We start from the raw sequence: 24,450 nt of genomic DNA, 5'->3' as shown, positions 1-24,450 counted from the left end.
GGAGGCTACTTCAGCACGGCCTCCGTCACCTTGCCAATGTCGCTGCTGACTTTCTGGATGAACTCCAGCTGTTCGCCCAATTGGGCATCGGGTGAGTGCGCCGGAGCGGGCGTGGGCAGGTCGGTGGGGAGGTTTTCGGGTTCCTGGGCATCGAGGCGACGGAGGCTGCGGTGCAGGGTTTGCTGGGCTTGGCGCAAGTTTTTGAGTCCGCTGGCGGGCAGGGCCGGCCGGGTTTCACCGTTGAGCAACGACGAGGTGATGGACGCCACGTTGGACGACAGAATGTGGTTGAGCACCACAAACTCGTGCACCTCGGCGGGGCGGTGCTGCTTGCCCCGGGGCTCCGACATCATGCGCTGAAACGCCGCGCCCAGGTTGGCGGAACTCACGTACACTTCCTTGCGGGCCAGCTTATAATCAACAAGGGCCACCGGCGAGCCAATGAGCACTTCCTGCAGGGTGCGCAGGTATTTGAGGTTGGCCCGCAGCACCGCCTTAAAGTAATCCTGCAGCTGGTCGGACTCCCAACGCGGAAACAGCAGGTAGCCCACCGAAAAGGCAATCAGACAGCCCAGCACCGTGTCAAACACCCGCTCCTCCACCACCTGCACGTAGCCCAACCCCAGGAAGCTGAACAGGATGAGAATGAACGGCGTCATGAACGTGACGGTAACCAGATAGTTGATGCGCACGAAGCTGTACGATATTACCATAAACACCACCATCAGGCCCAACAGCACCTGCCGATCCGGTATCAGCCACAACAGCCCAGCCCCCAGCACCCCGCCGGCCAGCGTGCCCAGCACGCGCTGCACGTTGCGCTGCTTGGTGAGGCTGAAGGCGGGCTTGAGCATGTAGGTAATCGTCATGAGTACCCAGTAGCTGTGGTGGCCGGGCAGCAGCTTGGTAATGATAAACCCGATCAGGCAGGCCACCAGCATCCGCACGGAGTGGCGGAACACCCCCGACTTCATCGTCAGGTGGTCGCGCAGCACTTTCACGTCGTAGCTCTGGTGCGTGACGAAGCGGCCGAATTCCAGCTCCCGCCCGGCCGGTACCGGCGAGCTGGCATCGAAGTAGGCCAGAATATCCTGGAGGCGACCCACCAGGTTGCGCAGGTTTACCAGAATTTTCTTGAGCATGCGGGTGTGGCCGGGGCGGGTGGGGTCTTCCAGCGCGTCGATGCGGCTTTTCACCCGTTCCAGTCCGGCCGGCAGGTCGCGGCGGGAAGTATAGCCGTGGTTGGCCTGAATGGCAAACCCGATGCTTTCCAGCTCGGCCGCTACTTCCTCAATTTCCCGGGCCACCACGTCCAGCACGCCCGTGGCCTCAAAGCGCCGGTGCAGGTCGGCGTAGTCGTAGTAGGTGATGGTAATCTGCTCGTAGAGGTCCACCAGATCGACAAACGTGAGCACCAGGCGGCGGCCGGTGCCCGTGGAATCCTTCACCAGCTGGCGGGTTTTGAACAGGATTTCGCGCACAGCATCCTGCTTCTCACTCACCGTTACCTGCTGCTGCACCAGTCGGCGGTAATCGGCCTCCAGGTTGGTGCCGGTGCGGTAAAACTCAGCCTTGAAGCGCAGAAAATCGGCAATGGCCCGGATACAGTCGCCGAGGGCCTGCTGGGCCACCCGGTGCGGCCGAATCTGGTTGAGCAGGCCCGCAATACCGGCGTACCATAGCCCGCCCAGCAGCACCAAACCCGCGTAGGGCAGTACCTGCCCGGGCGGCAGCGGCTTATCCAGCATCAGAATCATGATGAGCAGGCCCGCCGTGCCCACGGAGCCGGCGCGGTTGCCGTAGGCCAGCAGCAGCGTAAACACGAAGCTGGCGCCCACCACTACCGCGCCCAGCAGCCACGCATACGGCTGAATAAAGCCGGTTATCAGGGCCATCAGGCCTACCAAAACTGTGGCGGCCAACATGCCGTTGCGCTTGTGGCCGGGCGGCCCGGGCAAATCGGCCAAGCTCACGCACACCGCCCCCAACGACACAGTAAGGCCCGTTTCCAGGTCGCCGTGCCAGCCCAGCAGCAACCCTGGCAGCAAAATGGACAGCGTGGTTCGCACGCCATCCGAAAATTCCTGACTGGTGAAAAAATAGCGAAGCTTACGAACGGAATCAGTCATGGGTGAAGCGGCGGGGGCCGGCGGGCAGCAGGCACACCATCAAGCAAGCAGATTTGGGCATTAAACGCAACCCTCTGCCGAAAGTATACCCCATCCTGACAATGACAGCCGTGGCAGCAAACAGCCCGTCATGCTTCGGCTGCGCCTCTGCATGACGGGCTGGATAAACAGAAACAACCCAGTGCGGCGAGCCGCTAGTACAGGATATCCTCCACCGGCTCCAGCTTGGGCGGCACCTCCGTTTCGCCCAGCATCTGGCGCAGGTCGATTTCAATGGAGCGGCAGATAGCCGTCATCGATACGTCGTTCATGTTGTTCTCGAACGGATTCTCGCTGTTGTGGCCCACGGTTTCGATGGTGGAGAACACCCAGGATACCAGCACTGAAAACGGGACCGTCAGCCAAATATGCAGGGGGCCCATTTTGGCAAACTCCGTAACCAGGCCCAGCGGCATAATGGCCGTGAACAAATACACGAACAGCATACTGAAAAAGGCGTACTGCCGCGGGAAAGGCGTATTCTTAATTCTTTCGCAGCCGCCCTGCAGGTTGTACAGCACTTCGAGCGTGTTCATCATGGTTACGTGCTGGAAATCATTGAGCAGGCCCCGCTCCTCGCGTAGCTTGCGCAGTGCAGCTGCCTGCTGCCGGATCAGCTGCGCCGGAGGATTGGCCAACACCCGAATCTGCTCCGATTCTTCTTCTTCCAGAAACGGAGCCACGGCGGCATCCCACTGCTCCGGCTGACGGCGCAAATGAATGCGCAGTGCATTACACCAGGCAATTTGCCGGTATACCATACGGCGGTGGCGGTGGGTAAGCTCCTCGGCCGAGGCCGGGGGAGCATCTACCCCAGGGGCGTCCACCACGGACGTGATAAACTCCAGAATCTGGACGGCGGACGTGCGGCTGCTGTTTACAATGCCACCCCATAGCTGGCGGCCCTCCCAGAAACGGTCGTAGGAGCCGTTATTCTTAAAACCAATGTAGAAGGCCACGGCTGTGCCCAGCGTAGCTACCGGCTGCCACGGAATAGCCACCGAGTGAATTTTCAGGGGACCGTATATCAGGCAGATCAAGGCGCTGTACACCGTGAAAATGACAACGGATTTCCAGCCCAGCTTCCAAATGATATGCCAACGGAGATTTTCGCGGATGTACACAGAGCAACGGAATAAGCGTGAGGGGAAAGCAGAACTGGCCGGCAAGGTAAAGGGCCAACATTAACCTCCTATTAAACTGCTCAATTCTATCCGTACGTACGACGACTCCCCCCGTCTGAGTTGCTTACTGCTATAGTCCGGGCTCTTCCAGCACGATGCCCATCAGGCGCATCAGCTGGCTGGCGTTGAAGGAACGGCACATACCGGGTGTAAGCCGGTAGTCGAAATGCAACGTACCATCAGGCTGCAGGTAGCTGTTGAAGCTCACGTTGCGCACATGGGTCGGCAAATCGGTTTCCAGGGCGGCCAGCTCCAGGTCGTGGGTGCTGATAAGGCCGCTGGCGGCGCGGTGGCGCAGCTGGTATACCAGCGCCCGGGCCCCGCGGTGACGGTCCTGGGAGTTGGTGCCCTTCAGAATTTCATCGAGCAGGTAGAAAACAGGTTGGTTGGTTGTTAGTCGTTGTTCGTTGTTCGTTGCTGAACTTTCAGTTGACAGGGCAGCGCTGCCGTCCGTCAGGTCCAGCAGCAGGCGCAGGCGCTTGAGTTCGGCGTAAAACGACGAGGTGCTTTCGGCCAGATTGTCGTGAGTGCGCATGGCCGTGAACACCTGGGCCGGACCACAGCGCAGGGCCTCGGCAGGTACCACAGCCCCGGCCTGGGCCAGCACCAGATTTAGCCCCACGGTACGCAGGAAGGTACTTTTACCGGCCATGTTGGAGCCGGTTACAATGACTGTTCGACCCAGGCCGCTGGTCTGGAAATCATTGCGCACACCCTCGCCCCCGAACAGCAGCGGATGGCCCAGCTGCCGGGCCTCCAGGGTAAGGGCCGGGGCTGTTACGTCGGGTTCGGCAAAGCCGGGGTTGGCCGCCCGGAATGCGGCCAGGCTCACTAGCGCATCCAGCTCGGCGGCGGCCTCCAGCAGGGGCTCCAGGCCGCCGGTGAGGCGGCGCTTCCAGCGCTCCAGCTGCCACATGCCCCACAGGTCCCAAAGCAGCAAAGTATTGAGTACACCCGCCACGGCCGGGTTCTGCCGGGCCGAAAACCAGCCTGCCACTCCTGATAGCCGCCGCAGCAGCTGCGCGGCGGCCGTGCCGCCCGTGTCGTGCAGCACACGGTGCAGGCGGCGCAGAGCCGGGCTTTTCCACTCCCCGGCCTCAAACAGCACCAACTGGTCGTGGGCGGCCCGCAGCGCGTCGCGAATGGTGGTGGTCTGCTCGTAATACTCGGCCCGGATGGCGGCAAACTGGCTGTTCAGCAGCACCGCAGGCAGCAGCAGCACCACGGCCATGCTGTACCCGTTCAGGGCCGCCAGTATGGCTCCAATGCTCAGCACCGGCAACACCGCCATCAGCGGCAGCAGCCACGCCCGCCCCGCGAAAAAATCGGGTTGGCGTAACCAGCCGGAAAAGGCGCGTGGGTCCTGCTCCTGGCGCGGAAAGTGCTGGGCTCGGGCCTGCCATTCCTGCTGCCAGGCCACATCGGGGGCCAGCTCGGCGGTAGCCTGCTGCCGCTCCTGCACCGTGGCCGGTGCGGCCGGTGCCAGCAGCCAGCTGGCCAGCCAGTCCTGCCCCAACCGGGACGTACTGCGGTTCAGCAACTGAAATATGGAGTGCGTTCCGAACACGTCCAAGTCGGCGGCGTAGGGGTGCTGGGTGTCCAAGTAGCGCAGGCCGGGGTCGAAGCTGCCAAGCTTGCCTTCCAGCCGGGCCAGCTCTTCCTGGTTAAGCTGGGCCAGCAGGCGGTGGTGTTCCCGCTGATAGCCTACTTTGCCGTGCCAGTGTACCAGGCCCAGAAATATCAGGTAAGCCGCCAGTATCACGCCAAAGCCTGCCAGCACTTCATCGGTGCTAAACAGCGCCCACACGCTTACAACGGTTCCCCCGAACACCAGCAGCCGCACCAGCGCCACCAGCCGGTGCCGACCGGCAAAGTAGGCCTCCCGCTCCTGGTGGTGGGTCAGGTTTTCCTTAAACAGCTCGGCGGGGGCAACGGTAAGCTTGCGGAATTCGGCGGAAACGGGCACGGCAGCAGGTACGGGTGAAGCGGCGAAGGTACGGCACTACTGCGGGAGGAGGCGCCGTAAAGGGCTGTCGGGTTTTAAAAAGGGCCGCAGCTCAGCATAAGTAAACGTCACTGGGAAACTACCCTGCAACACTTTCCACACGAAATTCGACAGGCCATCATACGAAACAGGGTGGTCGAACACGAGGCCGCCCGCGCCAATGGTATATTCCTCAGTGCTGCCCAGGGAAAACTCCTGGCCCAGCACCCCGGCCTGGTCTTCGGCCGACAGGAAGTCACCTTGCCCAGCCACGCACTCCTTGGCTTTTACCGCCAGTTTCCGCTGCCCCACCGCCAGAAACTGCGGCAGCAGCTCCGGCCGCAGCTCATTGGCCAATTGAATAGGGAAGCCCGAAACCAAGTCCAGGTTAACCGTTTTGCTGTCGTACCAGACACTGGCGCCCAGGCCTTCGGTTTGGGCTGTGAGACTTAGCAGGCCCCGGGCATTGTAATTCACTGAATAATCGGCGCTTTGCGTGCCACTGTGCTCGGTCAGCTGCTGCCGGAGGCCGGCCACGTCGTCATTGGTCAGATTTTGCAGGGAAAACCAATGGGCCAGCAGTCGGGTCACGCCCGCGTCGGGCACCGTTACTACCGGCACCCGGAACGAGTTGAGGTAGGTTTTGGGCGTTACGTGCGCCACCAATCCCGTTGGGCGGGCGGCCCCGCCCACGCGCCGAAGCTTCACCGGCAGCAGCGCAGTGCCGGAGGCGTTAAACCACTGGCCCAGCACCTCCGGCTCATTGGCCTGGCCTAAGCCGATGGTAAACCACCCGGTAGCTTCCGCCGTGGCCGACGTGTTTTCGCGCAGCTCCAAAGCCTGGGTGGGTACAGTGGGTCGGGTGAAGCCCTTCAGCTCCAGCGGCTGCCCTTTGGACAGATAATAGTACATGCCCGTCAGCAGCGTGTCGGCTTCCCCCGCACTGAGCTGCAGCCGGATGGCATATTTTCCCCCAATCTGGCCCTCGTACGTGCCCGTCAGGGCCTGCAATTTGGTTACCTGTTCGGCACGGAGGCTGGCCCAGGTATCCGGATTCTGGGCCCGCGCAGCCGGAGCCGGAGAAAGGCCCGGCACCGCCAGCAGCAGTGCAACGGCTGCTTTCGTATACATATTCATGTAGCCATATTCTATAAATAACTAACCGGCTTCGCCTCCTACCCCGGCAGCGCCGCCACGCACTTCAGCTCAATGGCAATGGGCGTGGGTAAGCGGTTGACCTCCACGGTGGTGCGGCAGGGTTGGTTGGTCCGGAAATACTCGGCGTAGAGGCGATTGTAGGTCTGGAAGTCGTCCTGCATATTGGTCAGGAACACCGTCACGTCCACCAGGTCCTCCCAGCGGGCTCCGGCGTCTTCCAGGATGTAGCGCACATTCTGGAACACGGCGTGGCACTGGCTTTCAAAGTCGTAGCGCAGAATGTTGCCGTCCTCGTCCAGTTCCACGCCGGGCACGTGCTTTTGTCCTCGCTGGCGTGGGCCTACCCCCGAGAGAAACAAGAGGTTGCCTGCGCGGCGGGCGTGCGGGTAAAGGCCTACCGGCTCGGGGGCACGGCCGGAGTTGTGGGCAGCGGAAGTTACGTCAGGTTGCATAGCGTCAAATCTACCGAAAACCCGAACTTTCCGTATCTGCTGGAAACTGCTCCGTAGGCTGGTGCGGTTGTTGTGCCAGCCGGCACCCGGCCCGTTACTCCTCCGCTGCCATGAAACACGCATTCCGCTCCTTGCTCCTCACTGCTGCACTTGGCACCGCCGCTCTGGCTCCGGCAGCAGCTCAGAAGCTGAAGTACCCCAAGGCTCCTGCCGCCTCCGAAATTTACGAGGCCGTGGAGAAGCCCGCCGTACCGGCAGGGGGCGTGGAAGCCTACGCCCAATACCTGGCCGATAACCAGCATTATCCCACGGCGGCGCTGCAGGCCGGGGCCCAGGGCACGGTTACCGTCACGTTTGTCGTGGAAAAAACCGGCTCTATTTCCAGCGTGGCCGTGGCCCAACCCATTCACCCGGAGCTGGATGCTGAAGCTATTCGGCTGATTAAGGGCGGCCCGCGCTGGACGCCCGCCCAGCACCGGGGCGGCGTGGTACGGCAGCGGGTGTCGGTGCCCATCACGTTTGAAATTCCGGCCGAAACCGGCGCCAGTGCCCCGGCCGTACCGGCGGGCGGCACGGCCGCCAGCCCCACCACCCAGCTGGTAAAACCCGACCAGCCCGCCCGCCCGGTAGGTGGCACCGACGCTTTTTTCGAGTGGATTCAGCAAAACCAGCAATACCCCGCCCTGGCCCGCCAGAAAAAGATTCAGGGCCGGGTGATGATGGAATTTGTGGTGCAGAAAGATGGCAGCCTCACGGATATTAAGCCGGTGAAACGCCTGGGCTCCGGCCTGGATGAGGAGGCCATTCGCCTGATTAAAGCGGCCCCCAAATGGCAGCCCGCTACTTATCAGGGCCAGCCCATGAAGCAAAAGATGGTGTTACCTGTTGTATTCACGCTGTAGCGGTTTTTGGCCGGCAGCCTTCAAATATTTTCCTTCTACATCCGTCGGCCTATGCACATAGGCTGATGCTGCTACCGGGCCTTGCCGTGCAGGCGGCCTGCTTTCCTTCCCGCTATGCTGTCTCCTCTCCCTTTGCTTGCTGCTCCTCCCGTTGCCTTCGGCACTCCCCTGCCGTTGCCGGATAGCTTTTCCATCTGGCCTTACCAGGCGCGGTTCCGGCAAGCCGCTCAACTAATTGCCAACGGGGTATTTGAGGCACTGGATGAGGACCTCGACCCCTATGTGCTGCTGCTGGCGTTGCCCGCCGACGAGGCCGACGAGCCGGAGGCGGCAACCGTGTGCCTGGAACCCGCCGACTGTGGCCTCGATGCCCACGCCTTCGGGGAAGCCCGGGCGCGGGGCCGCTACTACCAGCTGCTGCAGCCCTGGTCGTCGCCGGATGCCGAGTTTATGAGCGAGGACATGATTCAGCGCAAGCAAACAGCATTGGGCTTACGGCGGGCCGTGCAGGAAATATTCGACGACCTGCCCACGGGTAAGTACCTGCATTTTGCCGGGCCGGCCGTACGGGTGCAGCAGCACTTTGTAATGGCCGTGCTGCGCCTGAACCGCAAACCGGCGCAGGCTCACCCTACCCTCCAGAAAAACCGCTACTACACCGACGGACGCTTTCTGTCCTATTCCCTGCTGATGTCGGCTATTCTGCGTTTTCACGAAGAGTGCTACAAGTCCCTTACCGAGCCGGAACCGGGCTCGGGCCTGCTGGTGCGCCCCCGCGAAACCGACGAAATTATTCGCTCGGCCGGCAAGCTGTTTATGGATACACCCGCCCAGGACCTGGGTATGAATCCGGCCACGGCCAAGCTGTTTGCCACCTGCAACACCATTTCCTCCCTGCGCTACGAGGGGGCCGAGGGCATCGGCAAGCTGCTGCTGGCCCGGCGGGGCCACCCCAACCTCTCCGAAGTATTTGCCCTCACCTGCCCTACGCCGCTCACCGATTACCGGGCCGTACGCAAGCTCCTGGAAATGACCACCCAGGATGTGAGCCTGCTGGCCGACGGTGAAAACGTATACGCCCTAGGCCGGCAGGTGGGCCAGTACGATGTTTCTCGGGAGGATCTGTTTGTCATCAACTTTGTGACGCACTACGCCTGGGAGTTCCAGCACGGCGGGCAGGTGCTCATGCGCGCCCACTACGGCCAGCCCAGCCTGCCCCGCACCCGCCTCAACCGCGCCCGGTTCCGCCGCGACCTGAAAACCACCTTCCACCTCACCGATAACGCCAAGGTGGAGCGCCTCTGGGACGTGGTAGTGGAAGCCAGCCGCCAGAAGCACGGCACCCTGCTGGTAATTACTACCGAAGCTCTGGCAGAAGCCGACCGCCTCAAGCTCCAATGCACGCTTATTGAGCCCGTGCCGCTCACCCCGCTTATCACCCGTCTCGTTACGGCCATTGATGGCGCTGTCCTCCTCGACCCCGAAAGCTACTGCTACTCTATTGGGGTTATTCTGGATGGGAAGGCCAGCGGCCACGGCACCAGTACCCGGGGAGCCCGCTACAACTCCGCCATCCGCTACGTTGAAAGCTCGCCCTACCCCTGCCTGGCCATCGTCGTCAGTGAGGATGGGCTGGTGGACGTTATTACGAAGGAAAGCCTACGGGAGGAGTAACGAAGCAGGATATATCCGGCCATCATTTCGAGCCTGCGAGAAATCTCGCGTGCTGAGGTTGGCGGCAACCTTCCGTCAATACTGAGGATACTAACACTTTCTGGTGTCAGCACGCGAGATGCTTCGGCTCCACTCCGCTCCGCCTCTGCATGACGTTCGTTTCTTCACGTACCTCACCGCTTCGCCCGGAACGACCAGGTGATGCGGAACGTGGCCACGGTGTCGCCGGCGGCATCCACGCCCACGCTGGTAGCCGTTACCGTACGGCCTTCGCCGGTGGCGCGGCTTTCAGCAATGGCCTGGGCAATGGCGGACCCATCGTGGCTGCTGAAGCGGATGAGGCCCGTGGCTTTCTTGCTGAAATCTGCTTCCAGCCCTACCACCAGCATGGATACCGGCGGGCCGGCCTGTACGTGCATCATGCTCAGCAGGCCGCTGGCCATTTCGGCGGCCATGCTCAGGCAGGCGAAATAGATGCTGCGAAACGGGTTTTGTGTCAGGTACTTGTACGGCACCGTGACGGTGGCGCGCTCCGTCGTCAGCTCGGCAATGCGCAGGCCGGCCAGGTAGGCCATGGGCAGGCGGCGCAGCATAAACAGCTTCAGCTTGAGCGGATTGCTGATGGCGCGGCGGAATTTCTCCAGGCGGGCGGCATCGGCCGGTACGGCGGCGGGCGTTGGGGTCATGGCGGGGGAAAGTTGAGCTCCTGCAAGGAACAGAAAATACTCGGTATGCCGAGTATTTATATGTTGTTGAATGGCTGTAGAGACGCGACACTTCGCGTCTCCCGTCAGAACGACCATCCATGCACCGTTCAATGAAGAGACGCGAAATGTCGCGTCTCTACGACTATTCCAACGTGCATCGTTCTGGCGCTCAGGCGCAAATTGCCGGGGGCTCTACACGCTAAACCGCCTCATCCTGTTGTGCAGGATGAGGCGGTTTAGCTGTGGCTCAACAATGACTGGCTAGCTTTTCTTTTCCATCACCAGCACCACTTTGTTAAAGTTGGCGGCGGCATTTACCACACTCCGGAAGGCCTCAAAATCCGACTTGGGCCAGCGGATTTGGCGGTAATACTCGCGGATGGTGACGGTAACTTTCTGGCCCTGCTGCTGGTAGCTGGAGTTGAATAGGTATTCGGGGCCGTTGGCGGTGGGGCCGGCCGTCACGTTCATGTTCAGGTCCTGGAGGTTGCGCACCTGGTAGCCGGCCGGCACCTCGAAGGTAATGGTACGGCTATAGCTGCGGTTGAACTCGTTTTCCACATCAAACTGCCGCTGCTCACTCTGGTACAGCTCCGACTGCGGCCCCAGCAGGGTACCCACTTTGAACAGGTACTTGGGCCCGGCCCGGTCCAGCAGCGCCACCGACTCCACGGTAGCATCCACAATAAACGGCTTTTCCAAGGGGTTGAGGCCGGTTTCACCGTTTTTCACGTCCAGCTTCAGGAAGTTGGCGTCAGGCACGTTGCTTTTGATGATACCCTGCAGCACCTCGGGGCGCTTATCCTCCGGAATAAGCCCATAGAAAGGCTGAATCTGCTGGGCGCTGTAGCCGCCCAGGGTTTCGCGGATGGTGACGGTGCTTTTGTCGAGGTTGGGCGCAAACTGCACGGCAATGTCCAGGTCGTTGGGGCTCAGCTCGGCACTCAGGGTCGGTATATCCCCGATTTTACCTACGGCCGTTTCAGTGCTACCCAGCTGCACCCGGCGCACAAACAGGCCCTTATTATCGGTCCAGTCGGCCGGAATCAGGGGCAGGCGGTAGTCGGGGCGGCCGGGGGCCAGCCACTGCTTAGTGCCGGGGAAGTAGAAAACCGGGTGGTCGAGGTAGTTCCAGGTATCGAAGGTATCGTCGAAGGGCGCTTCGGTCCGGTCGTTGGTGAGCACCAGCTCGTGAGCAATATTCAGTTTGCTCATCAGGGCCGCAAACAGCCGGGCAAAGCCGGTTTCGGAGGCGTTGTGCGAGGCTATAACCCGAGTCAGGTTTACGTCGCCGGCTCCTTCGTTCAGGCGGAAGTTGGTTTTGAGATAGTTCTCCAGGGCCGGCAGTTGCTGGGTAGCAGGCAGGTTCATCTGCTTGAGCAGCTTGTCTACCGCTTTCAGCTCGTCCTTATCCCAGTTGTACACGCGGTTATACAGGAACTGGCTGGCAGCGGCCCAGGTAAACAGCCGTACCCGGCCCTGGGAGGCATTGTAGGCCAGCTTGTACTCCAGGCGCTGACGCTGGGCCTGCAGGTTGGAAAAGCCCTCTTCGCGCAGACCGGGCACGTCGTGCAGCACCACCCGGCTGATGCGCTTTTCCTGCACCACGGTGTCGCGCACGAGGCTGCCGGGGTAGCGGCGCACCTCGAAGGTGAGGGCCTCGGGCGTAATCAGTTCCACGTGCACGTCGCGGGCGGGTACCTGGCTTTGCAGGTACATCCGGCCGAAATAGTTGATGCTCCGCTCCCGGGTAAACAGATACTCGATTTCACTGCCTTTCTCCACGCCCTCTACGGCAAACACCTTGTAGCCGCGGCTGCCATCCTCATCCTTCAACTCCTTCATGTTGCTTTCCTGCACGTCCACAATCTCGCCCCGGGGGCTGATGGTGCGGGCTTTCAAAGACAGGATGCGGCCGCCATCCTGCACCGGCAGGTAAATCTTGTTGAACTGCTCAATGCCGTCGGAGGTATTCACGCGCACAATGCGGTGGTCCACCGAGTACAGGTGCATCTCGTTTTTGGCGTCGCGGGCAAATTCTTCTACCCGGAAGTCGCGGAGCACAATAGCAGGCTGCTTAGCCTCGGCAGGCGTAATGGTGAGGGGTTTGCGCTTGGCCTCCCAGGTATAGGTGGCATAGGTGAGCGAGGCCGGCCCGCTCTGGGCCTGTATCGTAGTCGGCAGCCACAGCAGCGCCGCCGCCAGCAGCGCCCGGCTATATTGGGTGAAAGTAGTTGTCACGGATGGGGAAGAGAAATATACAGGGGAATGGCATTAGGTGAGACATGCCAGGAAATTACTTGAACGTCCTGCTGAGCGTAGCAGAGCGAAGTTGAAGCATCTCTACCTCTGGCTACCTAATAGGATTGCAACGAAGCGGTAGAGATGCTTCAACTCCGCTCAGCATGACCGGCTTTTTACTCTGATGATTAGGCCTTCTTGCGCTTGAGAATAAGCGCGTCGCGGTAGGCGGCGTTAAGCTTGTCGACTACCGAGTTCCACTTACTGAACTGGGCGGGCTCCAGCAGGAGGTAGTTCACGAACACCTCCTTTTCCTGGATGATTTTGTTGCCTTTTCGCTCGTAGCGGATGGAAAAGCCCAGCATCTGATCCTGGCCTTCTACATTGGTAGGCAGGTAGGTTACCTCGTAGCCGGCCGGCACCTCAAACTCGGTGCGGGTGCGGGTGGTGTGGTAATAGTCGTTGGTGCGGGCCAGAGTGCGCTTGGCAGGGTCGAGGCGGTCAGAAGCATAGCTCTGGTCGAGGTTGAGGTTCACGTATACCTCATCGTCGAGGCGCTGCACGTAATCCTGGAGGCGGTACTCGTAATCCACCAGCAGGGGCTGGTCGCGGGTGTCGAGGTGGTGTACGGCGTATTTATCCACGAAAAACTTGTTGTTGCCGCGCTCCACCAGGTTTTTCACCAGCTTGGCTTCGTCGGTGGGGTTGAGGCCATCGAGGGCGTACGACTGATGCACCTTGCTGTAGCCGCTGAACGCCAGGCGGCCGGTGCCGCGCAGGCCGGTGCTGCCATCCAGCACCACCACCGAGCTATCCACGGTGCGGCTGCGCTGCCGCTCCATTACGGGCACGCTCACCACCTTGCAGTTCTTGCCGTCTAGGGCCAGCAGCGCGTCTTTTCCCTGAATCATAGAGGAAGGCATCCCGTAGGGTGTGTACTTGCTGGTGGCATCCAGGAACACGTACTGGCCGGGGCTGGGCTCGTAGGTGGTAATCATGTGGTTATCCACGCCGGGCGTGGCCAGCTCGGCGTAGTGGTAAGGCAGGTCGCGGGTGCCAATCCAGGTGCGGTACGATTTCACGCCGGCCATGCGTAGCATCTCGTGCAGCAGGTTAGCCATGTCCTTGCAGTCGCCGTAGCGGCTGGCGTACACCCTGCCGGCATCGTGCGGAATAAAGCCGCGCAGGCCGTTTTCGAAGGCAATGTAGCGCACGTGGTCCTGCACCCAGTAGTAGATGCGGGCCACCTTTTCGGGCTCGGTGCGGGCCCCTACCAGCAGCGAATCTACCACCCGGCGCAGGGCCGGAGCCTCCTGCTTGTCCAGATTGGAAACGAACCCCGAGTAGAGACTGTACAGCTCCGGTACACCGCCCAGCAGCTTGCGCGACTGGCCGTTGAGCTGGGCCTCTTCCAGGAAATACACCAGGTGCGGCACGTAGTAGCTGGACTCGGGCGCATCCGACTCGCGGGCAGCGGCCGGAATGTTCTCGGCCGTCCAGCGGTAGATGATGTTGCTGCCTTTTTCCTGCTTGGCCTGGGCCACCATGCCGGCCGGAATGTTGAACTGCTTGGTATTGAGGCGTACCGTGCGCGGGGCGGTAATCACCAGCTCGGCGTGGCGGATGGGCACGTAGCTGGCAAAATAGAAGGGATTGAGGAAGCGGGCATCGGGGTGGCGCACGGTGTAGTCGCACACGGTACGCACGCCGGGAGCTACGGCCGGGTAAGTAAAGCTCACGGAGCGGGCATCATCAAAGAAAATGCCCGGCCGGATTTCAAACTTATCCTTGAACTCCGTCACCTTTAGCGCCTTGTAGTCGTTGGTGGCGGGTAGCAGGGTGCGGGCCTCAATCTTCTGGAGGCGGTTGAAGTGGGAGCTGTACACCTGGTCGGGGGCGTACATATCCGACTGCGCGGCCAGGTGTAGCATGTCGTAGTGGTGACGGGCCAGCACCTGCACCGAGTCGCCCTTCAGTTCCACGGTTATTTCCTGCCGGTAGTCGAGGTACACGGCTTTTTCGGTGGGGTACTGCTGCTTGAGCTGCATGAGCTGCTGCAGTGGCTGCTGGGCCCGAGCCGTCCGCCCGATTCCTACTACCACGCCCAACACCACGGCCCAACGGCACAAATTAGCGAGCTTCATATACGTGCGTATTCCAGTAAATATCGGTGCGAAGCGGTTTGCCCTGGGCGTCGTAGTACACGGTGGGGCCGGCTTTTTCACCGGCGCGGAAGGTTTCTTCGCGCTCCAGGGTGCCATCGGCGCGGTAGTAGCGGCAGCGGCCGTGCAGCTCGTCGAAGGCGTAGGCTTCTTCTTCCTGCACCTTGCCGTTGGGGTAGTAAGAGGTGAGCTGGCCGTGTAGCTGCCCGTCGGCGTTGTTCTGGGCGCGGCGGAACACCTGGCCGGTGCTGTAGTAGTAGGTGCGGCTGCCAGTGAGCGTGCCCTTCTGGTAGGTTTCGGTGGCGGCGGGCTTGCCGTTGGCAAAGGTGGTGCTAATGGCTGTGGCGGGTTTCGGTTCCCCGGTGCCCTTTCCATCGGCACCCGGCGCCCGGTAGCCCGTAATTTCGCCATTGGCGTACAGCTTTTCCAGCAGCAGCTCGCCCTGCATGTTAAATACCCGCAGCGGGCCCTGTAAGTCGCCCTGGTGGTAGGTAGTGGTGCGCTCCAGCTTGCCGTTCTCGAAGTACGTCAGCCACTCGCCTTCCCACTCGCCGTGCTGGTAGGCGCCTTTGCGCTCCAGGGCACCCGAGGGGTAATAGGTTTTCCACTCGCCCTCCCGGCGGCCCTCCACGTAGCGGCCTTCCGCAAGGAGCTTGCCGGTGAAGGGGTGGTAAGCCCGGTACATGCCGTGCTGCTTGCCCTGGTCCATCTCCACCACGATTTCCGGCTTACCGGCGGGGGTCAGCCACTTCTCGGTGCCCTGGTTGTCGTAGCACAGCCAGCTGCTTTCTACCAGGGGCTTGCCATTGGGGTAATGCTTGGTGATGGTGCGCGAGGTGGGCAACAGCGTAATCCGGTCAACCACCCGGCCCGTGGAGTCATAGGACGTCACGTTCAGGTCGCGGCCGTACTCAATCCAGCGCTCCTGGGTAAGCTGCCCTCCCGGCGTGAAGCTGCGCGTCTGGCCGTGCAGGCTGCCGCTTTGTAGGTTATATTCTTCGCTGAGCTGGCCCGTCACATAGTACTGGCGCCAGGTGCCCTGCTGTTCGCCGTTGGTATAGTAGCCGGCGCGGCGCAGCTGGCCATGGTCGTAAAAGGACTCGGAGTAGCCATCCAGCTCATCGTTGTGGTACTGGTTGCGCAGGCTCACGCGGCCGGTGTTGGTGAAGTGCTCTTCCTTACCTTCCTGGTGGCCTTTCTCGTACTGGCGCACGAGGTTCAGGTTGCCGTTGGGCCGGTACCACTTCCACTCTCCGCTCATGTTGCCATCCAGGTACTGACCGGTGAAGTGGATGCCGCCGTCCGTGTAGGTGCCTTTTACCTCGGTGCGGCCTTTTTTGGCCACGGCTACGGTGTTGAGCGGCTTACCGGCGGCGTCGAAGTTGGTTACTTTCACTACCCGGCCCTGGTTGTATTCCAGCTCATTCAGCAGGCGGCCTTCGGCGTCATAGTCCTTGAAGCTGCCGTGCAGTTCGCCGGTGGCGGGGTCCAGGGTTTTCTCCTCGCTAATCTTGCCGGTGTCGTAAAACGTCTGCCAGCGGCCCACCTGCTTGCCGTTGCTGTAGCGGCCGGAGTGGGCTAGCTTGCCATTGGCGAAGAAATCCTGGTAGTCGCCGTGCAGTTCGCCCTGCTCATAGGCGCCCTTGCGCTCCAGCGTCTTGTCCTGGTAAAATACCTCAAACGGGCCCTGGCGCTTGTCGGCCACATAGGTCGCCGTCATTTCGGTGGTGCCGTCGGGGTAGTAGTTGGTGGAAGCGCCCTCCAGCTTGTCGGCTTTGTACACGGCCCGGCGCTGCAGCTTGCCGTTGGGGTAGTAGAACAGGGCTTCGCCCACGGCATCTCCGTTCACGTAGGGGCGCACTTCGCGCACTTCGCCGCAGTAGTGGTAGAGCTTGGCAGTACCCGCAATCTGCCCGGCTTTATAGGCACCTTCTACCGAGAGGGTTCCGTTGTCATGGTACTCCACGTAGCGGCCGTCGAGGCGACCTTCGGCGTCGTAGTTCAGCTCCTTGGCCACCTGCCCGTTGTCGTGGTACTCACGCCAGGGGCCGGTGCGCTTGCCATCGGCCGAAAACGCGCCCTGCTTTACAACGGCGCCGGCTTTATCTACAATCAGCCAGGGGCCGCTCAGGGTTTGCAGGTTGCCATCCTTGGAGACGCCCTGCCCGATGCCTTGCAGCTTATTCTCGTGAAACCAGCCCTGCAGGCGGGTGCCCTCCGGCTGCCCCACTACCGGCTGCTGAGTGCGCAGGCTCAGGAGCGCCCGGGCCACATCCTGGCTCATGCGCTCCACCTTGCTCTTGTTGGACTTTACCCACTGGGCGGGCCGCTTATCCTCAGCCGAATACAGGATGAGGTAGGTAAAGGCAGTCAGGTTATCGTCGCGGCGCAGGGCTTCCACCATGGGGCCGTATGCCCGCAGCCACAGGTCGGTTTCGTTGGGGCCGGCCGCCGGAAACTTCTCCACCAGCAGCTGGGCCTGCTTCACGATGTTGGCATCAAACTTCACCTTCGACTTATAGTCGCTGCGCAGGGCCACTTTTGAAGTGATGAGCAGGTCCAAGTCCTGAAATGCCTCGTTGGGCACGAAGGGCTTTTCCTGCTCCTTGAGGTCGATTTCCTGGGCATTACGGGCAATGCGCTCAGCCAGAATCAGTACTTCCTGGCTTTTCTCCCCGTCGGGGTTGATGGCCAGGTAGGTAAGCAGGCTGATGAGGGCCCGGGCCGGCTGCCCCTGCTCCAGGGCCAGCCAGGCCAGCTGGTAGTGCGTGCCCGGGTGCGTGGGCGACAGTTCCAGACTGCGCGTCCAGCTGGCCAGAGCGGCGGGCCGCTTTTTCAGGGCATCGTAGCTTACGCCCTGGTTGAACCACAGCAGCTGGTTGTAGGGAAAGCGCTTGAGCCCGTCGGCGTAGGCCTGAAACGTTTCGGGCTCATGTTTGAGGTTTTCCTCGGCTTCGGCCAGCACGTAGTAGGGCTGCGGGTCGTGCATGTAGAGGGCAATGGCCCGGCGGCTGGCCTCGGTAGCTTCCTTGTACTGCTTGTTCTGCAGATACGACAGCGCCAACTCGCCCTGAATATTCACATACCCCGTATCGGAGGAGGGTACCAGCAGATACTGCCGGATGGCCCCGGCAAAATCTCCTTTATCGTGAAGGGCAATGGCCTCGGGCAGCACCTGGGCAGCAGTAGGCAGAGCGGCGGGCTGTTGTTGCCCGTACGCGGCAGCGGCCGCCCCGGCCCACAGGCTCAGGAGCGTACCGTACGTAAAAACACGCATTACTATAAACTGAATAAAATACTCCATCGGCCCCTCCGCCCCTGCGGTGGCACGTTGATAGTTCTACAAGTATACCAGTTTTGGCTGGCTTGAAAAAGTCCTACCCTCCGCAGACGGACGCTATTTTTTTCGGGCTGGTTTGGGAGTTGGCGGTGCAGGCGGCTTGCTGGCTGGTGCAGGGTACACCACCAGCTCCTGATACCCGAATGTAGCATCGGTTTCCCGCCGAAATTCCAGCTCTGGCAGCTCGCCCAGCACCAACTCCAGGGTGGTGTACACAAGGTTGCCATCCAGCAAGTGCCCGCCCAGGGTGCGGCCCGTGGAGTCGGCTACGGCCAGGTGCAGGTGGCTGCCATTCACGGACAGCGTGCCCACCAACGACACCACCTCGAAGTGGCCGTGGTACACGCTGGGCCCCTCCTGGTTGGCCAGGCGCAGCGTGGCCGTGGTCAGGCTGCCTACCGCCGTTAGGACGGCCGCCGCGCGCAGCTGTTGCTGCTGCACAAAAGCCAGCAGCTCCTGGCGCACATCCTGGCCCGGCCGCAGGCGCAGCGCATAGGTACGCAGAGTAGAGGCAGGCGCGGGAGTCATGGCTGGAGAGGAAGATGATTGAGCAGTGGCAGCAGGGCAGCTACCAACTAGCAGAAATACCAGCAGCAAAGTACGCATCATAGCAGTTTCATGAACAGTATATTCAACTCATAGCGCGGGCTGTAGTCCTTAGCTGGGTATAGCGCTTCGCTGCCTGAAAGGAACACGGCGGCTGTGGGCTGCAGTCTGCGTTACATCGTTTGCCCCTTGGCTTAAAGGTATAGCCAAAAGAGCAGCTCCCCCGACACGCGCGAACCTCAGCCTCTACTCTGCTGATATTCGCGCGTGTCGGGGGAGCTGCTCTTTTGGCTAAGTGCTTACCGATTGAAGCTCACGTTGCCGTAGCGCACCTTAATGTTAACGTTGCCGGCGTTGCGGGTAGGCAAAGCCCCAAAAGTGCCCTGCATGTCGCTGGAAGAAGCACTGGTTTCCTCGGAGTCCACTTTTACCAGGCGCTTGTCCACCAGCAGCTTACCGTGCTCGGTATTCACGTCAAAATCGAAGCCGGCACCGTCGGGGAAGTTGAGCAGGATGGTACTGTAGCCCCCGTCGAGGTTGATTTGCCGGAAGTTTTTACCAGTGTTGCGCACCTCAAAGTTCGGGCAATACTGCAGCTTCATATCCAGCTGATTGCTGAGCTTGTCAATGCTGAAGCGGGAGTAGCCGGACGTGCCGCGCAGGTTGCGCACGGTGCCCAGGGCCACGTCGCCGTACTTGCTGTGCACCGTCAGGTCCTGCACCGTACCAATATCGATATCCGAGGAATTGTTGCGCAGGTCGATAGTACCGCCGTCGGTGAGGCGCAGCTTGGAGTAGGAGGCATCCACCACCATGCGGCGGGCGTAGGGCACCGAGCACTGCGCATTGCACAGGCGCACCGTGTTACGCGGGCCTTCCAGCCGGGCCGTGCGCAGGCTGCCGTACTCCACGGCCAACTCAGTAGCCCCGCTCACGTCGCTGGTCAGGCTGATTTCACCGAAGGTATTGTGCAGCGCCAGGGGCGTGTTTTTGGGCACCCAGATGGTGTAGTTTACTTCGTACAGCTTGGTGCGCGTCCAGCACTCCCGCGGCATGGCTCCAAAACGGGAGCGGGCCACGATACCCCCCGTAACGGGGTCCTTATCCTGGAGCTGCACCTGAATCATGTCCTGCAGCTGCTGGGCCTTTTCCTCGGTTTCGGCCCGCGTGATAATGTCCACATCGGTGCGGACTTCGGGACGATTCCACACGTTCACCTGCACGCGGCCGTAGCGGGTATCGAGGGTGTAAAGTTTGGTGGCGCTGGCCGGAAAGGTGCGGCTGATTTTGCGCACTTTCTCCACTGCCAGCGTAGGCTGGGCTTCCTCCTGGGGCCCCTGTCCGCTACCGCCCTGGCGGGCATCGGGGGTGCCTTGCTCCGTACCAGGCACTGGAGCAGCAGCCGGCTCGTGGTAATAGGTAGCGGCCACGGCAGGCCCTACCGGCACTAGTTGCGCCCGTCCGGTATGCACACCTACACCCAGCAACCCAGCCAGTAGCCCAGCACGCCCGGCCCAGCTCCAATTCAGCGAAAAAGGACGCATAGGTTACGGAATCCGGCGGCTGTCGGCCACCATGTAGGGTTGGCTGTGGTACTCCCGAATCCGCTCCCGCGTGTGCAGCTGCTGAGTAAGCAGCTCCAGCCGAATCTGCATGTTGCGGTTCATGGCCTCCAGCACCACATCGGGCTCGGGGTTGCGGTACAGCTCGGTTTTTAGCTGCTGATAGGTAGAGTCCAGCGCAGCCAGCTCCTGCTGCCAATCAGCGGTGGGGGCTTGGCCAACGGTTTCGGCCGTTACTTCGCGCAACTCCTGCTGGCGCTCCGCAATCTGGGCGGCATAATAGGATTCCATGCGCTGTACAGCACTAGCCAGACGCTGCTCCGGGCCATCGGCGGCGGCCGTGGCCGTCAGGGCCGGCCCGGAGTACAGGTCATGGTCGGGGTCGGAGGCCATGGTCAGGGCCGGCTGCCCGGTCCGGGTCCAGATGGTGGCTTCGGTGCGGTGCTGCCAGAACCAGGTACCTACCAGCAGCAGGGCCGCTACGGCCGCTGCCACACCGTAAGGCCGGGCCGAGCGAACCGCAGCCGTGTCGGGGGCTGCCGCCGGGGCCAGGGGCTGGGTTTCAGCAGCCGGAAACAGCGGTACCACGCGCAGGGGCGCGGCCTCCTCTGCCAGCGTTGCGGCGGCATCCAGGTCAAGTGCAATGTCATCCCACAGATTCGGGCGGGGCTCGAACACATCGAAGTCGGCGCGGTGGTGTTCCACGAAGGCTTCCAGTCCGGTTTTCTTCTCGTTCATGTCAGGTGGTACTAGAGGCGGTGTAAGGCGGGGCAGGCTGGTTGGGCAAACGGGTGGACCAGCAAAAACTACCGGGCCGGCAAACAACGCATGGGGCGGGTGAGGTAATAGAAAAGGTAAGGATGCCGGTACGCTACAGGCCGTGTTGGCGGGCCAGCTCCAGCAGCTTCTTGCGGGCCCGGCTGTACTGCGACTTGGAGGTGGATTCCGTAATGTTGAGAATACCGGCAATTTCGGCGTGGTCATAGCCCTCCAGCAGGTAAAGCGACAGCACTACGCGGTACCCATCGGGGAGTTCCTGCACGCAGCGGCGCACCACATCGGCCCGCCAGCCTAGTTCCTCCGAGTCGAGTCCGGGGGGCTCGTGGTCGGCGGCAGCGCCGTCGTGCTGCTCGGCCAGGGGCACCAGCTGCAGGCGCCGGTTGCGCAGACAATTGATGCTCTTGTTGATAACAATGCGTTTCAGCCAGGATCCAAACGACGAATCACCCTTGTAGCTATGCAGCTCGCGGAAGGCGCTCAGGAACGACTCCTGCAACACGTCCTCGGCCTCGGCATAGTCGCCGGTGATGCGCAACGAGGCGTTGAACATGGCCTTGGAGTAGCGTTTATAAATTTCGGCCTGGGCACGCCGGTCGCCCAGGCGGCACCGCTCGACCAGCGGGGCGTTGATGTCGGTGTACGCAAATGCCTCCATGGGTTGCTCAATTGGCGGATGTTCGGAAACGGGGGAATCGTAAATATCCAACTTTCCGGGCGAAAAAGGCTTGTGCTATCAGGTAAGCAGGTGAAAGACAGCGGGCGGCGGGCGGGGTTGCAGCCGGGTCCAGCCTGAAAACACTAACTGAGTAGTTTTGTGCCGTTTCTCTGCTTTTTTACTTTATCCGATGAAGCGTTATCATACACTACTGGTCCTTATAGCTGTTCTGACTTTCGTCTCCGCCTGCGAGAAGGTGAATTTTGGCGAAGACGGTGGCATCACCGAAAAGGACACCAACAACCGACCGACCGGTCACGTTGACTCCTCCGACTGGAGCTCCGATGCCACCTGGAAAAAGCAGGAGCTGGAGTTATTCAAGTCACTTAAGCTGGACCTGAACGGCACGCAGCAAGGTGGCGTTCAGGAAATCAGCCTGTTTCCGAATCCCGTGGCTACGGTAGCCCAGTTTTCGGTACGGCGGCCGGGCAGCGCCACTCGCCAAGCCTGGGTGGTAGTAGATCGGAAGTACAAAGTGGTTCAGGACTATGCGGAGGGCCCGCTGAACTATTCGTATCAGCTTGATTTCAGCTCACTCAAAAAAGGCGAAACGTACCGTATGTATTACGTTTTTTACTCTGGCAACACGTTATACAGTAAAGGTCACGGGGACATCCGGATGGCTGATTAACCACAGGACAGGTGTATAAAAAACGGCCCGCCCGGTTGAACCAGGCGGGCCGTTTTGGCATCTGTGCAAGCTGATGCGCGCGTTACACGTCGAACTTGATACCCTGAGCCAGCGGGAGCTGGGTGCTGTAGTTGATGGTGTTGGTCTGGCGGCGCATGTACACGCGCCAGGCGTCGGAGCCCGACTCCCGGCCGCCGCCGGTTTCCTTTTCGCCCCCGAATGCCCCCCCGATTTCCGCGCCGCTGGTGCCGATGTTCACGTTGGCAATGCCGCAGTCGGAGCCAGCGTGGCTGAGGAAGGCTTCGGCCTCGCGCATGTTCACCGTGAAGATGCTGGATGACAGGCCCTGGCGCACGCCGTTCTGCACGTCAATGGCGTTTTCCACGCCGCCGCTGTATTTGATGAGGTAAAGGATGGGCGCAAAGGTTTCTTCCTGCACCGTGTGGTACTCGTTGCGGGCCTCTACAATGGCGGGCCGCACGTACGTGCCGGTTTCGTAGCCGGCACCACTGAGCACTTCGCCCCCAATCAACAGCGTGCCGCCTTCGGCCTGCACGGCTTCCAGGGCTTTCCGGAAGCTGGCTACGGCATCCTGGTCAATCAGCGGGCCAACCAGCGTGCCTTCCTGCAGCGGGTGGCCGATGGGTAGGCTGGGGTAGATTTTGAGCAGGCGGGCCTTCACGTCCTCGTAGATGGAGTCGTGAATAATCAGGCGGCGGGTGGTGGTGCAGCGCTGCCCGGCCGTGCCCACAGCCCCGAACACGATGCCCGGCATGGCCAGGCCCAGGTCGGCATTTTCGGTGAGGATGATGGCGTTGTTGCCACCCAACTCCAGCAGGGCGCGGCCCAGCCGGGCGCCTACCACTTCGCCCACTTTTTTGCCCATGCGGGTACTGCCCGTGGCCGACACCAGCGGCACGCGCGTATCAGCGGCCATTTTGGCTCCAATTTCCGCGTCGCCGATGATCAGGTTGAAGATGCCCTCGGGCAGCTCGTTCTCACGCAGTACGTCCTGCAGGATGTGCTGCACGGCTACGGCCGTGAGGGGTGTTTTCTCGGAGGGCTTCCAGATGCAGGTGTCGCCGCACACGGCGGCCAGCATGGCGTTCCAGCTCCACACGGCCACCGGGAAGTTGAAGGCCGAGATAATGCCCACTACGCCCAGCGGATGGTACTGCTCGTACATGCGGTGGCCGGGCCGCTCGGAGTGCATGGTATAGCCCGTGAGCTGGCGCGAAAGGCCCACCGCGAAGTCGCAGATGTCAATCATTTCCTGCACTTCGCCGAGGCCTTCCTGCAGGATTTTGCCCATCTCGTAGCTCACCAGCTTGCCCAGCGGTTCTTTGAACTCGCGGAGCTTGTTGCCAATCTGGCGCACTATTTCGCCGCGCTTGGGCGCTGGCACCAGCCGCCAGGTTGTAAAGGCTTCCTGTGCCTTCTGCACCACCTGCTCATAGTCGGCGGCGGTGGCCAGGGCCACGGTACCAATGGTACGGCCGTCGGCGGTGGAGGTAACGGTACGGGTCTGGCCGTTGTCGGCCCCGCCCCAGCTTAGGCCGGTGCTCCAGGCCGCATTATGGGCCGCAACGCCCAGCTCGCGCAGCACCTGCCCAATACCGTGGTGGTCGTGGTCCTGCACATCGGTGCCGGTGGCAACGGCTTCTTCAAGAGCTTGTTTCATGGGAGAAAAACGGGTTATGGTTGGGTGGAATAAGAATTGGGAGGAGGTAGCGGCTGTGCGCTCAGCAAAGCTAGCAAAACCATTCTGAGCACACGGTTGCTCCGTATCTTTACCCCATGGCTACCGCCCTGTCCCTTACTCCCCGCCCCGATTTACATATTCTGGTTGCCCGCTGGACCGACGATGGGCCTACTGCGCAGCTCCAGCACGAGTATGCCACCATCCTGGCCTCAGCCCACCAGCACGGCCTGGGGCGGTGGCTGCTGGATGTGCGCCGCCGCGACCAGCTTAACCCGGAGCTGGGCCAATGGACTACCCACATATTTTACCCCCAGGCCGCTACCCAGCTGGCCCCGCAGCAGTTGCGCATTGCGGTGCTCTGCTCCCCGGTTCGGCTGGCTGTGTACGAAGCAGACCCTACTCAGCAGCAGTATCTGGCCTACGGCCTGGAGCCAGGCCGCAACTACGACCTGCGCCTGTTTATTGAGGAGGGCCTGGCTATGGAGTGGCTGTTGAGCTAAATGTCCAATACCAGAAAAGCCCTCTGCTTTCGGTAGCAGAGG

18 protein-coding genes are annotated in these 24,450 nt (G+C 61.3%); 4 read left to right on the top strand and 14 right to left on the bottom strand.

The window, feature by feature from the left end:
• Positions 1-5 precede the first annotated feature (5 nt).
• The 5 genes from EI290_RS06095 to EI290_RS06075 all read right to left on the bottom strand — a co-directional run bounded on the left by EI290_RS06095 (position 6) and on the right by EI290_RS06075 (position 6,946).
• Positions 6-2,129 carry an FUSC family membrane protein gene (locus EI290_RS06095; protein WP_125427761.1) on the bottom strand — a complete coding sequence of 708 codons (2,124 nt, stop codon included), beginning with the start codon at positions 2,127-2,129 and terminating at the stop codon, positions 6-8.
• Between the two features lie 194 nt (positions 2,130-2,323).
• The gene (locus EI290_RS06090) at positions 2,324-3,292 is read right to left on the bottom strand and encodes a bestrophin family protein (RefSeq protein ID WP_125427759.1); all 969 of its coding nucleotides are present in this window, start codon (positions 3,290-3,292) and stop codon (positions 2,324-2,326) included.
• A 130-nt stretch (positions 3,293-3,422) separates the two neighbouring features.
• On the bottom strand, positions 3,423-5,318 hold the full coding sequence (locus EI290_RS06085; RefSeq protein WP_125427757.1) for a MutS-related protein: 1,896 nt from the start codon (positions 5,316-5,318) through the stop codon (positions 3,423-3,425).
• Between the two features lie 36 nt (positions 5,319-5,354).
• Positions 5,355-6,473 carry a hypothetical protein gene (locus tag EI290_RS06080; RefSeq protein WP_148103620.1) on the bottom strand — a complete coding sequence of 373 codons (1,119 nt, stop codon included), beginning with the start codon at positions 6,471-6,473 and terminating at the stop codon, positions 5,355-5,357.
• A 38-nt stretch (positions 6,474-6,511) separates the two neighbouring features.
• On the bottom strand, positions 6,512-6,946 hold the full coding sequence (locus tag EI290_RS06075) for a RidA family protein (protein ID WP_125427753.1): 435 nt from the start codon (positions 6,944-6,946) through the stop codon (positions 6,512-6,514).
• Positions 6,947-7,056: 110 nt separating this feature from the next.
• On the opposite strand from EI290_RS06075, the gene EI290_RS06070 reads away from it, so the two are divergent.
• Both EI290_RS06070 and EI290_RS06065 read left to right on the top strand, forming a co-directional pair.
• Positions 7,057-7,848, top strand: a complete 792-nt coding sequence (locus EI290_RS06070; RefSeq protein ID WP_125427751.1) for an energy transducer TonB — start codon at positions 7,057-7,059, stop codon at positions 7,846-7,848.
• 114 nt (positions 7,849-7,962) lie between these two features.
• Complete coding sequence (locus EI290_RS06065) at positions 7,963-9,522, top strand: DNA integrity scanning protein DisA nucleotide-binding domain protein (RefSeq protein WP_125427749.1); 1,560 nt, start codon at positions 7,963-7,965, stop codon at positions 9,520-9,522.
• A gap of 173 nt (positions 9,523-9,695) precedes the next feature.
• Here the strand turns inward: EI290_RS06065 and EI290_RS06060 are convergent, their stop codons facing one another.
• The 8 genes from EI290_RS06060 to EI290_RS06025 all read right to left on the bottom strand — a co-directional run bounded on the left by EI290_RS06060 (position 9,696) and on the right by EI290_RS06025 (position 21,515).
• On the bottom strand, positions 9,696-10,208 hold the full coding sequence (locus EI290_RS06060) for a PaaI family thioesterase (protein ID WP_125427747.1): 513 nt from the start codon (positions 10,206-10,208) through the stop codon (positions 9,696-9,698).
• Positions 10,209-10,490: 282 nt separating this feature from the next.
• A complete protein-coding gene (locus tag EI290_RS06055) occupies positions 10,491-12,470 on the bottom strand; it encodes a DUF3857 domain-containing protein (RefSeq protein ID WP_125427745.1) in 1,980 nt (659 codons plus the stop codon).
• Between the two features lie 188 nt (positions 12,471-12,658).
• Positions 12,659-14,614, bottom strand: a complete 1,956-nt coding sequence (locus tag EI290_RS06050; RefSeq protein WP_185816865.1) for a DUF3857 domain-containing protein — start codon at positions 14,612-14,614, stop codon at positions 12,659-12,661.
• Complete coding sequence (locus tag EI290_RS06045) at positions 14,601-17,909, bottom strand: toxin-antitoxin system YwqK family antitoxin (protein ID WP_185816864.1); 3,309 nt, start codon at positions 17,907-17,909, stop codon at positions 14,601-14,603. Before EI290_RS06045 ends, EI290_RS06050 begins: the two co-directional genes overlap by 14 nt.
• Before the next feature lie 120 nt (positions 17,910-18,029).
• On the bottom strand, positions 18,030-18,581 hold the full coding sequence (locus tag EI290_RS06040; protein WP_317127463.1) for a PPC domain-containing DNA-binding protein: 552 nt from the start codon (positions 18,579-18,581) through the stop codon (positions 18,030-18,032).
• 236 nt (positions 18,582-18,817) lie between these two features.
• Positions 18,818-20,062 (bottom strand): DUF4097 family beta strand repeat-containing protein, encoded by a 1,245-nt coding sequence (locus EI290_RS06035; protein WP_125427739.1) that lies wholly within the window; start codon positions 20,060-20,062, stop codon positions 18,818-18,820.
• Positions 20,063-20,065: 3 nt separating this feature from the next.
• Positions 20,066-20,818 carry a hypothetical protein gene (locus tag EI290_RS06030; protein ID WP_125427737.1) on the bottom strand — a complete coding sequence of 251 codons (753 nt, stop codon included), beginning with the start codon at positions 20,816-20,818 and terminating at the stop codon, positions 20,066-20,068.
• 133 nt (positions 20,819-20,951) lie between these two features.
• A complete protein-coding gene (locus EI290_RS06025; protein ID WP_125427735.1) occupies positions 20,952-21,515 on the bottom strand; it encodes an RNA polymerase sigma factor in 564 nt (187 codons plus the stop codon).
• A 190-nt stretch (positions 21,516-21,705) separates the two neighbouring features.
• Here EI290_RS06025 and EI290_RS06020 point away from each other — a divergent pair, with 190 nt between their 5' ends.
• Positions 21,706-22,206: a hypothetical protein gene (locus EI290_RS06020; RefSeq protein ID WP_125427733.1), complete on the top strand. Its 501-nt coding sequence runs from the start codon at positions 21,706-21,708 to the stop codon at positions 22,204-22,206.
• Positions 22,207-22,288: 82 nt separating this feature from the next.
• Here EI290_RS06020 and amaB read toward each other — a convergent pair whose 3' ends face one another.
• Positions 22,289-23,887 carry an L-piperidine-6-carboxylate dehydrogenase gene (gene amaB, locus EI290_RS06015; protein ID WP_125427731.1) on the bottom strand — a complete coding sequence of 533 codons (1,599 nt, stop codon included), beginning with the start codon at positions 23,885-23,887 and terminating at the stop codon, positions 22,289-22,291.
• A 116-nt stretch (positions 23,888-24,003) separates the two neighbouring features.
• Between amaB and EI290_RS06010 the strand changes: the two genes are divergently transcribed.
• On the top strand, positions 24,004-24,408 hold the full coding sequence (locus EI290_RS06010) for a hypothetical protein (protein WP_125427729.1): 405 nt from the start codon (positions 24,004-24,006) through the stop codon (positions 24,406-24,408).
• The last annotated feature ends 42 nt before the right edge of the window (positions 24,409-24,450 follow it).

This window comes from Hymenobacter metallilatus (assembly GCF_003944705.1).
Classification (GTDB): Bacteria; Bacteroidota; Bacteroidia; order Cytophagales; family Hymenobacteraceae; genus Hymenobacter; species Hymenobacter metallilatus.
Note: the sequence above shows the minus strand (reverse complement) of the source record. Positions and strands in the feature narration are given on the sequence as shown.